The sequence below is a fragment of the Streptomyces sp. NPDC056835 genome, assembly GCF_042789485.1.
GTDB lineage: Bacteria > Actinomycetota > Actinomycetes > Streptomycetales > Streptomycetaceae > Streptomyces.
In genome coordinates this window covers 192,276-204,743 of record NZ_JBHUBB010000013.1, presented here as the reverse complement: position 1 = coordinate 204,743, position 12,468 = coordinate 192,276, and the positions used below count along the sequence as shown (strand labels likewise).

At 72.2% G+C, this 12,468-nt stretch carries 10 protein-coding genes; 3 read left to right on the top strand and 7 right to left on the bottom strand.

Annotation, left to right across the window (positions count from 1 at the left end; translation table 11 throughout):
* Positions 1–289 precede the first annotated feature (289 nt).
* Genes ACFRMN_RS17635 through ACFRMN_RS17625 form a run of 3 tightly spaced genes read right to left on the bottom strand, consistent with a single transcriptional unit; the run spans position 290 to position 3,774 of the window.
* Positions 290–898 carry a TetR/AcrR family transcriptional regulator gene (locus ACFRMN_RS17635; protein WP_383020046.1) on the bottom strand — a complete coding sequence of 203 codons (609 nt, stop codon included), beginning with the start codon at positions 896–898 and terminating at the stop codon, positions 290–292.
* A 28-nt stretch (positions 899–926) separates the two neighbouring features.
* Positions 927–3,065 (bottom strand): YhgE/Pip family protein, encoded by a 2,139-nt coding sequence (locus tag ACFRMN_RS17630; protein WP_383020044.1) that lies wholly within the window; start codon positions 3,063–3,065, stop codon positions 927–929.
* Positions 3,037–3,774 (bottom strand): ATP-binding cassette domain-containing protein, encoded by a 738-nt coding sequence (locus ACFRMN_RS17625; protein ID WP_383020140.1) that lies wholly within the window; start codon positions 3,772–3,774, stop codon positions 3,037–3,039. The genes ACFRMN_RS17630 and ACFRMN_RS17625 overlap by 29 nt, the downstream gene beginning before the upstream one ends.
* Before the next feature lie 300 nt (positions 3,775–4,074).
* Between ACFRMN_RS17625 and ACFRMN_RS17620 the strand changes: the two genes are divergently transcribed.
* From ACFRMN_RS17620 to ACFRMN_RS17610, 3 genes are all read left to right on the top strand, one after another.
* Complete coding sequence (locus ACFRMN_RS17620) at positions 4,075–4,614, top strand: SAV_6107 family HEPN domain-containing protein (RefSeq protein ID WP_383020042.1); 540 nt, start codon at positions 4,075–4,077, stop codon at positions 4,612–4,614.
* Positions 4,615–4,707: 93 nt separating this feature from the next.
* Positions 4,708–5,493, top strand: coding sequence for a methyltransferase (locus tag ACFRMN_RS17615; RefSeq protein WP_383020040.1), 786 nt, complete (start codon positions 4,708–4,710; stop codon positions 5,491–5,493).
* A 365-nt stretch (positions 5,494–5,858) separates the two neighbouring features.
* Positions 5,859–6,260 carry a DUF3040 domain-containing protein gene (locus ACFRMN_RS17610; RefSeq protein WP_356507225.1) on the top strand — a complete coding sequence of 134 codons (402 nt, stop codon included), beginning with the start codon at positions 5,859–5,861 and terminating at the stop codon, positions 6,258–6,260.
* A gap of 162 nt (positions 6,261–6,422) precedes the next feature.
* Here ACFRMN_RS17610 and ACFRMN_RS17605 read toward each other — a convergent pair whose 3' ends face one another.
* The 4 genes from ACFRMN_RS17605 to ACFRMN_RS17590 form a co-directional block, all read right to left on the bottom strand.
* A complete protein-coding gene (locus tag ACFRMN_RS17605) occupies positions 6,423–8,846 on the bottom strand; it encodes a DUF3488 and DUF4129 domain-containing transglutaminase family protein (RefSeq protein WP_383020038.1) in 2,424 nt (807 codons plus the stop codon).
* Positions 8,843–10,201: a DUF58 domain-containing protein gene (locus tag ACFRMN_RS17600; protein WP_383020036.1), complete on the bottom strand. Its 1,359-nt coding sequence runs from the start codon at positions 10,199–10,201 to the stop codon at positions 8,843–8,845. The genes ACFRMN_RS17605 and ACFRMN_RS17600 overlap by 4 nt, the downstream gene beginning before the upstream one ends.
* Positions 10,201–11,244 (bottom strand): AAA family ATPase, encoded by a 1,044-nt coding sequence (locus ACFRMN_RS17595; RefSeq protein ID WP_383020034.1) that lies wholly within the window; start codon positions 11,242–11,244, stop codon positions 10,201–10,203. Before ACFRMN_RS17595 ends, ACFRMN_RS17600 begins: the two co-directional genes overlap by 1 nt.
* A 266-nt stretch (positions 11,245–11,510) precedes the next feature.
* Positions 11,511–12,137 carry a beta-class carbonic anhydrase gene (locus ACFRMN_RS17590; protein WP_383020033.1) on the bottom strand — a complete coding sequence of 209 codons (627 nt, stop codon included), beginning with the start codon at positions 12,135–12,137 and terminating at the stop codon, positions 11,511–11,513.
* Positions 12,138–12,468: the final 331 nt, after the last annotated feature.

Genomic DNA, 12,468 nt, shown 5'->3' with positions numbered 1-12,468 from the left:
ACGCGGATGGGCTCCGACCTGCGCGGACGGAAGAGTGGGGACCACGGAAGGGGCGCGGCGCCGGCACCGCCGACACGGGGCGGCGGAACGGCGCGGCTCCCCTGCCGTAACGGGGGTGCAGACGGGGAGCCCAGTGACCACGGGGGATCACGGGGAAGCGGGCTCTCCGGCATCACGGGGAACGGGGAACGGGGTACGGGGGAACGCGCCGGTCCGGTGAGGCTCAGGGGGATCGAGCCTCACCGGACCGGCGCACTCGCGTACGCGTGCCTGTGCCTATGTGCCGGCCTCAGCGCCCGCCGACCCGGCCGTGCAACAGCCGCGACAGCGCCGCGTGCACCTCGTCCATCGACCGCTCCGGCTGGAACGCCTGCCAGTCGAGCGCCGCCACGAGCACCATCCCGACGAGCGCCGCCGCCGTCAGCGGAACGTCGATCTCGTCGCTCAGCTCACCGCCCTCGACGGCCTCCCGGAGCACGCTCTCGACGACGGCGACGGCCTCCTGACGTACCACCAACAGCGTCGACTGCCAGGCCCGGTTGGTCCGCCACAGCTCGGCGACGTACAGCTGGGTGAAGGCGGGATAGCGGTCGATGAAGACCAGTCCGGCCCCGATCATCGCGTCCAGCGCCTCGATCCTGCTGCCGCCGCGCTCCGCCGTGGTGTCGGCGGCGGTCCGCAGGGACGAGGCGAGCAGCCCGACGCCGTGCCGCAGCAGCTCCTCGAAAAGCTCCGTCTTGCTCTTGAAGTTGTAGTAGACCGTGCCCTTGGCGACTCCGGCGCGCTCGGCGATCTCGTCCACTGTCGTCGCCGAGAAGCCCTGTTCCGCGATGAGGGTCACCGCGGCCTCGTAGAGTTTCTGCCGAGTGGCCTGACGGCGGGTGCTGCTGCTGTCCATGGCGACGATTGTCACAGGTCCCCCGTGCTCACAGGCTCAGCTCGGGGTGGAGCCGGTCGAGCGTCCATACCTGCTTGCGCCGCGCGGACAGGGCGGTCAGCGCCAGCGCGCCCGCGGTGAAGGCGGCGAGCACGGCACAGGCCTGCCACACGGGGCCGAGCCCGCCGCCCGAGATGAGCCGGCGCAGCGCGTCGACCACGTAACTCATCGGCAGGAACGGGTGGATGGCGCCGAAGAAGCCCGGACTGGTCTGGACGGGATAGGTGCCGCCCGCCGAGGTCAGCTGGAGCATCAGCAGCGCGAGCACGAGGATCCGGCCCGCGGGTCCGAAGCGGGCGTTGAGCCACTGGACGATCGCGGTGAAGCAGCAGGTGACCAGCGCCAGGAAGCCGACCGTGCCGGCGGCGCGCGCCATCTCCAGGCCGATGGCCCAGTGCAGTACGGAGATCAGCGCGCCCACCTGGAGCAGGCCGATCGCGGCGACCGGCAGCCAGCCCGCGAGGGCGATGCGCCAGGCCGAGGCGCCGACGGCCAGCGCGCGCCGGTTCAGCGGCTGGATCAGCATGTACGCCACCATCGCGCCGACCCAGAGGGAGAGCGGGATGAAGTACGGGGCGAAGCCGGTGCCGTAGTTGGGCGCGGCGTGCAGCGACCGTGAGGCGAGCTGGACGGGGTCGGCCATCACTTCCGTCCGCCGGTCCCGGTCGTTCTTGTCGTAGTCGGGGATCTCGCCGACGCCGTCGTTGAGCCCTCCGGCCAGCTCGGTCGAACCGTCGGCGAGCTTGAAGAGCCCGCCGTCGAGGGTGTTCGCGCCGGTACTGAGCTTGCCGACACCGGAGTTGAGGGTGGCGGAGCCCTTCTGGGCGTCGGTGAGTCCGGAGTGCAGCCGGCCCGCTCCCTCGGCGACCTTCCGGGCGCCCGTGTTGAGAGCGTTGATCTTCGTGACGGCGGTCTCCAGGTCCTCGTCCAGCTTCGGCGCGTGCTCGGCGAGAGCCTTCGCCTCCTTCTGGAGTGTGGCGAGCCGGCCGTCCAGTGCCTTCAGATCACCGTTGTTCTCCTTCACCAGGGTGTTGACGTCATCGGCGACGGCGGCCACGTCCGCGGCGGCGGTCCTGGCGCGCTTGAGGGGCGGGCAGGCGCTGGGGTCCGCGTCAGGGGAGGCGGTGCCGGCGACGGGATCGGGGGCGGGATCGGGGACGGCGGGGGCGGCGTTCTCGCAGCGTTCCGTGTAGAGGGAGTTCAGCTCGTCGGAGGCCAGGCGGGCCTTCGACGCGGCGCTGGGCGCGGCCTTCACGAGCCGCCCGAGGTTGTCCCGTATCGACTGGGAGGAGTCCGCCACGAGCCGGGCCGCGTCACCGATCGCCTTCCCGTTGTCCTTGAGATACGGACGGACGTTCCCGGCCATCGCGTTGATCTTGTCGGAGAGCGACTGGGTACCGGCGGCGACCTGTTGGGCGCCGGTGTCCAGATCGCTCGCGCCCGAACCGAGCTTCCTCAGACCGCCCGCCAGATCACCGCTGCCCTCCTTGGCGGTCTTCAGCCCGTCCACGAGGTCCTTCGAACCCTTCTGGGCCTTTCCGATACCGCCCTTGAGCTCGTCGGCGCCCTTGGCGGCCTTCGCGGTGGCGTCATGGATGTCCGAGAAGGAGATGAAGATCCGGTCGAGGAAGGAGCGGGAGGCGTTGGTCGAGGCGGCGGTCCGTACCTCGGAGAACACGGTCCTGGAGATCTGCCCGACGATGTAGTTGTTCGCGTCGTTCGTACGCACCTGGAGCGCGCCGGTCTCGGGGGCGTCGCCGGAACTGGACGCGATCCGCTCGCTGAGGTCGGCCGGCATGGTCAGCGAGAGGTAGTACGAACCGTCCTCCATGCCCTCGCGCGCCTCGGCCGCGCTCACCTCGTGCCAGGCGAAGACCTCGCTGTCGCGCAGACCCTTGGTGATCTCGTCACCGGCCGTGATCTTCCGGCCCGCCGCGGTGGCGCCCTTGTCCTCGTTGACGAGCGCGACGGGGATCCGGTCGAGCCGTCCGTACGGATCCCAGAACGACCACAGATAGAGCGCGCCGTACAGCAGCGGCAGCAGCAGGATCGCGACGAGCGCGGCGCGCGGCAGCTTTCCCCTGCCGAAGCGCTTCAGCTCAAGTGCGGCCAGTTTCGGCGAGCGCATCGGCCGCCCCCTCCTCGTTCGTACGGATGACGGAGTCCGGCTCGCCGGTACGGATGACGGTGTCCGCGTCCTCGGGGGCCTGGCCGCACACGGCGAGCACGGTCGTGCCGTCCTCGGCGACGGAGCGCAGCAGCCGCCAGGCCCGCGCGCGGTCGGCGTCGGAGAGCTTGAGGTCCAGATCGTCCACCGCCAGCAGCCGGGGCCGGCCGATCAGCGCGAGGGCGACCGAGAGCCGCAGCGCCTCCAGCCGCTCCAGATCGCGCACCGACGTGCGCTCGCCCTTCGGCAGGGCGGACGTGTCGAGCCCGGCGGCCGTCAGCGCGGTGTCGATACGGTCCCGGGCCTCGGCCGCCCGCTGGGCGCGGGGTCGCCGCAGGGCACGTGGGGAGCCGCCGAACCGGCGCTGGAGCAGCGCGCGTTCGCGCAGATGCTCGGCGACGGTCAGCGCCGGATCGAGATCACTGACGCCCGGGACATGGCCGAGGCCGCTGATCCGGCGTACGGCCGCCATGGCGCGGGGCAAGGGCAGGCCGACGATCTCGGCGCGGCCCTCGGTGGGGCGCATCCGGCCGGTGAGCGCGAGCAGGAGACAGGTGCGTCCCGAGCCCGAGGGGCCCTCGATCACGACGACCGTGCCGGGCGCGGCATCGACGCGGACATGGCGGAACGCCCAGCCGCGCGCGGCCTTGAGCCCGAAGTCCTCGGCGATGACGACCGCGCCGCGCGGGCCGTCCCGTCGGCCGCCTGCGCGTTCCCGGCCGCCTGCGCGTTCCCCGCTGCCTGCGCGTTCCTGGCTGTCCACGTGTTCCCGGCTGTCCACGGGGGCCTCGATTTCCCTCGTACCGAAATTTCTTGGTGCCGAATTTCTTTGTACTGACTGGTCAGTGCAAAAACTACTCCGAACCGGTGTACGAGGCAAAGTCGCAGGTCAGGGCCGATTGTCAGTGGTGCCCCTCACCATGGACACATACGGCTACAGCACCGTCACACGACGACAGGAGGTTCCGTCATGGCCAGCTCCTACGCCGGTGCCGCACGTCGGCGCCGTACAGACGGCCCTGCCCCCGCCCTGACCGGTCCGCCGAGCGATGTCCACCCCGTCCCGCGCAGGGCCACGGCCCCGCCGGCGGCCCTCGATCTCCTCGCCCAGGCGCATGCGGGCCTGGGCGAGGCCGCCGCGCTGGACACTCCGAACGAGCGCTACGCCACCGCCCATCTCGCCGCCCTGCGCACCGCCGCCGCGGTGCTCGCCGCCCGTGGCCGCCCGGAGACCACCCCGCAGCGGCGGCGCCGGATCAGGAGCGCCTGGGAGGTCCTGCCCGAGATCGCGCCCGAGCTGTCGGAATGGAGCGCCCTCTTCGCCTCGGGCGCCCCGCGCAGGGCGCGCGCCGAGGCGGGCATACCCGGCGCGGCCACCGGTCGTGACGCGGACGATCTGCTGCGTGACGCCGGCATGTTCCTGCGCCTGGTCGAGCGGCTGCTCGTGCTCGACCCGGTCCTGCCCCAGCCCCGTGCCGAACACCCCCGGCAGGGCGATGCCGCTGGGTGACGGGGAGGTGCGGCCAAGGCAATAGGGTGGGCGGAGCCCGCACTGTTCACGCCCCGTCACCAGGGGCGGCACCGCGCCGAGGAGTCAACTGCCGTGTCGGACCGTTCCCCTGTTGCCGGTGGGGAGACGCCTTCCCGCCCCCGCGGCTCCCTGCGTACCGCCGTGGTGTGGGAAGTCCTCAGGGATGCCCTCGGCCGCCGCGCCAAGGTGGCCGGGAGCGACGTCCTGGACGTGCTCGACACCGGAGGGGGGACGGGCAGCTTCGCGGTGCCCGTCGCTCGTCTGGGGCATCGCGTGACCGTCGTGGACCCCAGCCCGAACGCGCTCTTCGCGCTGGAGCGCCGGGCGGCCGAGGCCGGAGTCGCCGAGCGCGTCCGCGGGGTGCAGGGGGACATCCACGGCCTCTTCGACGTGGTCGGGCGCGGCGGCTTCGACGCGGTGCTCTGCCATGGCGTCCTGGAGTACGTGGACGATCCGGCGGAGGGCGTGCGGAACGCCGTGGACGCCCTGCGTCCGGCCGGGGCACTCAGCCTGCTCGCCGCGGGTCTGGGCGGCGCCGTGCTCGCCAGGGCGCTCGCCGGGCACTTCACCGAGGCCAGGCAGGCGCTCACCGACCCGGCGGGCCGCTGGGGGCAGGGCGACCCGGTGCCCCGGCGCTTCACCGCCGAGCAGCTGACGGAGCTGGCCGCCGGAGCCGGCCTCCACGTCAGTGCCGTGCACGGCGTACGGGTCTTCGCGGACCTGGTCCCCGGCGGGCTGGTGGACACCCAGCCGGGCGCCCTGGACGCGCTGCTCCAGCTGGAGGCGGCGGCTGCCGAGCTGCCCGCCTTCCATTCCATCGCCACCCAGCTGCACGTCCTGGGCGAGAAGCGGGACTGACGCGATTCCCTGGTCCCGGAGCCGTCCTGGGGCGTCCGGAGCGCTGCCGAAGCCCTTCTGGAGCCCTCCCGGAACGCTTCCGGAGCGCTTCCGGGACGGTGATCGCGTGGCTGATCAGCAACGCAGCGGTACATGGAGTACGCCACAGGCCCCCCAGTAGGGCGCAGAGCGCCGTATGATCGGGGTACGACATCCGGCATGACGGATCGACGGTTGGGGAATCAACGCCTCAGCGGCCGAGCCGACATGGCGGCCCGGAATCGCGAATTGGCGTTGAGGGCGGGTTTCACGGGGGCGATTCCCTGCCTATCCTTGAAGGAGCCGCATACCGGTCGCCCCCCGCGACCGACGACTAGGAGGACTCCGTGCCGCTCTCGGAGCACGAGCAGCGAATGCTCGAGCAAATGGAGCGAGCGCTGTACGCCGAAGATCCCAAGTTCGCGACAGCGCTTGAGGGAAGCGGGCTGCGTACGTACACCCGGCGACGGGTCTACCAGGCGGTCGCAGGCTTCCTGGTGGGTATCGCGCTCCTCATGGCCGGAATGGTCGCCCAGCAGATCTGGATCAGCGTGGTGGGGTTCCTCGTCATGCTGGGCTGTGCGGTCCTGGCGGTCACCGGCTGGCGCAAAGCGCCCAAACCAGGTCAGCAGCAGGCGGCGGGCAGCCCATCCGGCGGCCCCGCGCCCGCACAATCGAGACAGCGCCGCTCGATGATGAACCGCATCGAGCAGCGGTGGCAACGCCGCCGCGATGAACAGGGCCAGTGAGACGAAAACAGAGCCGGTGAACGGTACGGCTGAGGGGCGAACGCTCGAAGCGTTCGCCCCTCAGCCGTTTCCCGAAGCAGCCGTTTCCCGGAGCGGTCAGGCCGCTGATCGGCGCCCCCTCCGGCGCCGCTCAGCGGCCCAGCGGCTCAGCGGCTCAGCGCCTCAGCCGCGCTGACGCGAGGGGCGCCAGCGCGTAGTGGCCGCCCGGGCCGCCTCCGAGAGCCGCTGAGGGCTCCAGCGGGCCGTGAGAGACGTCCAGCGCTCCGAGGCGGCCCAGACCACCCGTACGGACGAGCGGGGCGCGAGGAGTGCGCGCAGCCGGGTCCAGCGGCCGGCCGCGGAGCCCAGCCCCTCCCGGACCCGCCGGGCGTCGTCGGCGAGGCCCGTACCCGGCCGTGGCTCGGGCGCGTACAGCACCTGCTCCACAGAACCGGCCACCCGGTGCACCGCCTCGGCCGCCGCCCCCTCCAGCCGGCCCAGACGCACGATGCGTTCCGCCGCCTTCCGCGGCGTCCGTGATTCGTCGGGCGGGACCCCGTGGTCCCAGGCCGTATCGGTGATCTCCCGCCAGGCCATCAGCGTCCGCGCCGTCACGTCCGCGGGGGTGCGCCCGCCGGAGCCCAGCCGCCGGGCCCTGATCCTGGTCCGCCAGAGCAGCGGCAGCAGCGGCAGCGCCACCACCGCCAGCCCGCCGAGGACGAACCACAGCACGGTCTGCAGGGGGAAACCCGAGTCCGTCGGCGGCAGGGCGGCGCCGGGAGCGACCGTTCCGCACTCGCCCAGCTGCTGCGACGGCGCCGGGCAGCTGTCCGAGGCGGACGGCTCCGCGGACGGGGCGGCCGAGGCGCTGGCGTCGGGGAGGGCCGTGTCGCTCGGCCCGTCGGACGGCGCGTCCTCGCGGGTGTAGTCGGGCGCGCTGCCCCGGCTCGGCGTCGGCTCGAACCGGGTCCATCCGACGCCCTCGAAATACAGCTCGGGCCAGGCGTGCGCGTCACGCAGCCCGACGGACATGCTGCCGTCCGGCTGCGGGGTGCCCGGTGTGAAGCCCACCGCGACCCGCGCCGGGATGCCCAGCGTGCGGGCCATCGCGGCCATCGCGAAGGAGAAGTGGACGCAGAAGCCTTCCTTGTTCCTGAGGAACCGCGTGATCGCCATGACGCCGGTGCCCGAGTCCACGTCGGTGTTGTAGGTGAAGCCGCCGTCCAGCGCGAACCAGTCCTGGAGCCTGACGGCCCTCTCGTAGTCGTTGGCCGCGCCCTCGGTGACATCGAGCGCCGTCGCCTTCACCACGTCCGGCAGGATCGCCGGGACCTCGGTGTACTCACGGCGCAGCGCGGACGGGGCCGGGGGCGCCGAGGCGAGCTGTTCCCGGGTCGGCTTCACCAGCAGGCTGCTGACCTCGTACCGCGCGCCGCGCGTCGACTGCCCGCGGTCGCCCACCAGCGTCCTGCCGGCGGGCTCGAAGCGCCAGCGCCCCTCGATGTCCACCTGGGTCGCCGGGTAGGGCATCGGGAGATAGTTCTGCCGGTACCAGCCGGCGGCGGAGATATTGGTCCTGATCTCGGTCGTGCCGACCCCGGGGCCCAGCCCGGGGGAGCCGGGCAGCCGGTCGGGTACGTCCTCGACCTTGCGCTGCGAGAACCGCCAGGACGTGCCGTCGAACTTGTCCAGCGCCATGATCCGCAGATACATGTCCTGGGTGTCCGGCGCGTTGGTCCTGTAACGCAGCGCCTCGCGGTCCTCCGGCTGGTTCAGATTGTCCTGGAGCGAGATCAGCGGGTTGACGGCGGAGATCGTGCCCCCGCCGCCCACCCCGGAGCCGTTCCCGGCGCCGGTGCCGGCCAGCAGGCCGCCGTCCAGCGCGGGCAGGGCCGCCGGCACCACCAGCGCGACACCCAGCGCCACCACACCGATCCGGCGTCCGGTACGGACCGGGGCGCGCCCGCCCGAGGCGTCGGAGCCGGACGAGAACCGGCCCGGCGTACGCGGAGACCCCCCGAACACCCGGCCCCACTGCGACAGCCGGTCCCGCCCCTCCGCCAGCAGCAGCAGGAGGTAGCCACTGGCCGCGAGCAGGAACCACAGCCAGCCCCCGGCGCCGCCGGAGAGCCCCGCCGCGACCGAGTAGAGCGCCAGCAGCGGCAGACCCGCCGGGGCCGCGCCGCGGAAGGTCACCGCGATCGCGTCCACCGCGAGCCCGATGACCAGCACGCCGCCGATCAGCATCAGCCTGATGCCGTCGGTCGCGGGCGCCGGTATCGCGAACCGCCCGACGTCATCGCCGCCCTCGGTGAGCAGCCGGCCGAACTGCGCGAAGACCTCGGGGGTCGGCACGATGCCGAGCAGCGCCTGGTCCGGGGCGAAGACCGCCGTGAGCATCAGCAGGGCGGCGAGGCCCTGGAGCGCCACGGTCAGGGTCCGGGCCAGCGGCACCCGCCGGGTCAGCGCGCCGACCCCGCCGACGACCGCCAGCATGATCCCGGCGTGCAGGAGCCAGACGGCCGACTGGACCAGCGGCAGCAGTGCGCCCGCCGCCATCAGCGTGGCGGCGAAAGCGCACAGCGCCAGCCTTCCGCTACCGCTCATGACCATCCTCCGGAGAAGCCAGTCGTACCGCCCGTGACGGCCGATTCCGATCGCTGCCGCGAGGCCTGCTGCCACAGCTCGGGCAGCGCGGCCCCCGCGGGCACGGCGAGCGCCGTCCACCCGGCCTCGCGCAGCTGCCGCAGCCGGTCCTCGACGGGCCCGGCGGGTCCCGCGCCCTGCGTCCAGCCGGTGCTGTCCAGTACGAAGGCGATGGCCACGGCGCTGCGCCGGCGCATCCGCGCCGCCACCGCAGTCTGCTCCTCGTCCAGATCGCCGAGGAACGCGACCAGCAGTCCTTCCGTGCCGCCGCGCAGGACCGCGTACGCGGGGGAGAGGTCCGTGCCGGCGGAGTGCTCGACGACCGCGAGGGTGTCCATCATCAGTCCGGCCGAGTCGGCGGACTCCTGGGTCGCCCCCGCGAAGCCGTCGGCGCCCTCGCCGGGCATCGAGCTGCCGGTGTCCGTCAACAGCCGTACCGCGAAGCCGCGTTCCAGCAGATGCACCAGGGCGGAGGCCGCGCCCGACACCGCCCATTCGAAGGCGGAGTCGGGGCCCGCGCCCTGGTAGGCGCTTCGCCGGGTGTCCAGCAGCACTGTGCATCTGGCTCGCTGCGGCTGCTCCTCGCGGCGCACCATCAGTTCGCCGTAGCGGGCCGTGGAGCGCCAGTGCACCCGGCGCAGATCGTCGCCGTGCCGGTAGCCGCGGGGGATCACATCGTCCTCGCCGGCCAGCGACAGCGAGCGCTGCCGCCCCTCGCCGTACCCCGACGCCTCGCCCCCGAGCCGTACCGGTGGCAGCGGTTCGGTGCGCGGGACGACGGTCAGGGTGTCGTACGCGCTGAACGAGCGGGTCAGCTCGCACATCCCGAAGGGGTCGCTCAGCCTCAGCTGGAGCGGTCCGAGCGGATAGCGCCCGCGCAGATCGGAGCGCACCCGGTAGGACACCTCGCGGCGACCGCCCGGCTCGACCCGGTCCAGCACGAACCGGGGGCGCGGGCCGAGCACGTACGGCACATGGTCCTGGAGCATCAGCAGTCCGGTGGGCATCCGCGTGACGTTGTCCATCCGCAGCTGCACCCGCGCCTCGGAGCCCGCGGGGACCCGGGAGGGCGACAGCCGCCGGCTGCCCGCGACCCGGTAGCGGGTGCGGTAGAGGACCGCCACGCAGAGCAGCGGCAGCACGGCGAGCAGGAGCCCCACACGCAGCAGATCCGACTGGCCCAGGACGTAGGCGCAGACGGCCGCCGCGATCCCGGCCGCGAGGAACGACCGGCCGCGCGTGGTCAGTCCGGACAGCGCGGCCCGCGCCCCGCCCTTCTCCTCGCCGCCCTCGGCCACCGGCCCCCCGGGCGCCATCACAGCCGCCGTGCGCCGGGCTGCTGGCCGTAGAGCGGTCCGCCGTGCGGTGCCTGGCGCCCGGGGCCCTGGCCGCCGCCCGTCGTCGGCACCGGGACGCGCTGCAGGATCTCCAGCACGACCTGCTCGGCGGTACGGCGGTTCAGCTGCGCCTGGGCCGTGGGCAGCAGTCGGTGCGCGAGCACCGCCGTCGCCAGGGACTGCACATCGTCCGGCAGCGCGTAGTCCCGTCCGCTCAGCGCCGCCGCCGCCTTCGCGGCGCGCAGCAGATGGAGCGTCGCACGAGGCGAGGCGCCGAGTCTGAGGTCGGGGTGGTTACGGGTCGACCCGACCAGCTCGACCGCGTACCGCCGCACGGACTCGGCGACATGGACCGTACGCACCGCGTCGATCAGCTTCACGATGTCGTGCGCGTGGGCCACCGGCTGGAGGTCGTCCAGCGGGGATATCCCGCCGTGCACGTCCAGCATCCGCAACTCGGCCTCCGCGCTCGGATAGCCGATCGAGACCCTGGCCATGAAGCGGTCGCGCTGCGCCTCGGGCAGGGGGTACGTCCCCTCCATCTCCACCGGGTTCTGGGTGGCCACCACCATGAAGGGGTCGGGCAGTTCATACGTATGCCCGTCGATGGTGACCTGGCGCTCCTCCATGGACTCCAGCAGCGCCGACTGGGTCTTGGGCGAGGCGCGGTTGATCTCGTCGCCGATCACTATCTGAGCGAAGATCGCGCCCGGCTTGAACTCGAAGTCCCGCTGCTGCTGGTCGTAGATCGACACTCCGGTGATGTCCGAAGGCAGCAGATCGGGGGTGAACTGAATGCGCCGCACCGAACAGTCGATGGAGCGCGCGAGCGCTTTGGCCAGCATGGTCTTGCCCACGCCGGGGACATCCTCGATCAGAAGATGCCCCTCGGCGAGCAGCACGGTCAGCGAAAGCCGTACGACCTCCGGCTTGCCCTCGATCACACCCTCCACCGACGCGCGCACCCGCTCCGCTGTGGTGGTCAGATCTGTGAGGCTCGCTCGATCGTCATAGGTCGTCACCCGGCCCTCCTCGGCCCTTTCCTCGGGCCGATGCTCATCAGACGGCCCGGCCCACCCCGAAACACGGACACCGTCTCCGGATGGCTCCGGAACGGTGTCCCACACGCATTGTTGTTGCCGTTACCGCTTCGTGTCATCCGCCTGTGGATAAGTGGGCGCGATATGTCGGATTTGCTGTTTATCTCGCGATGGCCTGTCCGGCGGTGGCGCTCAGGCTCCGGTGCCCGGGCTCCGGTGTTCAGGCTCCGGTGCCCGGGCTCCGGAGCTCAGGCGTCGGCTTCGATCTCGCGCAGCAGGCCCGTCTTCACATCGAAGACGAAGCCGCGGACGTCGTCGGTGTGCGGCAGGAAGGGCGAGGTCCTGACTCGCCGCATCGACTGCCGTACGTCCTGGTCGACATCGCGGAACGCCTCCACGGCCCAGGCGGGCCGCTGGCCCACCTCCATTTCCAGCTCGTGCCGGAACTCCTCGGTCAGGCTTTCCAGGCCGCAGCCGGTGTGATGGATCAGGGCGACGCTGCGCGTTCCAAGGGCCCGCTGGCTGATGGTCAGGGAGCGGATGACGTCGTCGGTGACGACACCGCCCGCGTTGCGGATGGTGTGGCAGTCGCCCAGGGAGAGCCCGAGCGCCCCGTGCAGGTCGAGCCTGGCGTCCATGCAGGCGACCACGGCGACCCGCAGTACGGGGCGCGCGTCCATGCCGGGGTCGTCGAACCCGGCGGCGTAGAGAAGGTTGGCGTCGATGAGCCGGTCGGTGACCGTCCCGCCGGTGCGGGCCGCGCCGGCGGGAGCCTGGACGGGCTCTGCGGGGAGGTGTGCGGAAGTCGACATACCTATGACGGTAGTCGTCGCCGCGCCCTGAGGCCTGCTGCGGGAGGGGACAAAGAGCGTCAACGTGGCCCGGTGTGAGCTAACCCACATGGGTGAGTCCGGCGGGGCCGAGTGGGTGAATTGTGCTGTTTATGGTCTTGTGGTGAGTGACCCTTGCGACGCGCTGACCGGTTGATTGACCGGAAGAGCGAGTGGACTAAAGTGACGCGAAGTTCACGGACACATCCCGAACACATTCCGAACCCACCACAATATTCCCGCATGTCGCGGCGTACGTGCGGCTCGGCCTCCTCCCGCTCGGCGGTCGGCCGACGCCTCTTCCGGCGCCGGCGGACCACCTCCCCTTCTGAGCGGGCGGGGACCCGGCGGTACGTACGGCCGCGCCGGATCTGAG

What these genes read in the sequence shown, in the direction of transcription:
- ACFRMN_RS17635 (WP_383020046.1), bottom strand. Translation starts at nt 898, where the DNA reads ATGGACAGCAGCAGCACCCGCCGTCAGGCCACTCGGCAGAAACTCTAC.
- ACFRMN_RS17630 (WP_383020044.1), bottom strand. Translation starts at nt 3,065, where the DNA reads ATGCGCTCGCCGAAACTGGCCGCACTTGAGCTGAAGCGCTTCGGCAGG.
- ACFRMN_RS17620 (WP_383020042.1), top strand. Translation starts at nt 4,075, where the DNA reads ATGGCCAGCTCCTACGCCGGTGCCGCACGTCGGCGCCGTACAGACGGC.
- ACFRMN_RS17605 (WP_383020038.1), bottom strand. Translation starts at nt 8,846, where the DNA reads ATGAGCGGTAGCGGAAGGCTGGCGCTGTGCGCTTTCGCCGCCACGCTG.
- ACFRMN_RS17600 (WP_383020036.1), bottom strand. Translation starts at nt 10,201, where the DNA reads ATGGCGCCCGGGGGGCCGGTGGCCGAGGGCGGCGAGGAGAAGGGCGGG.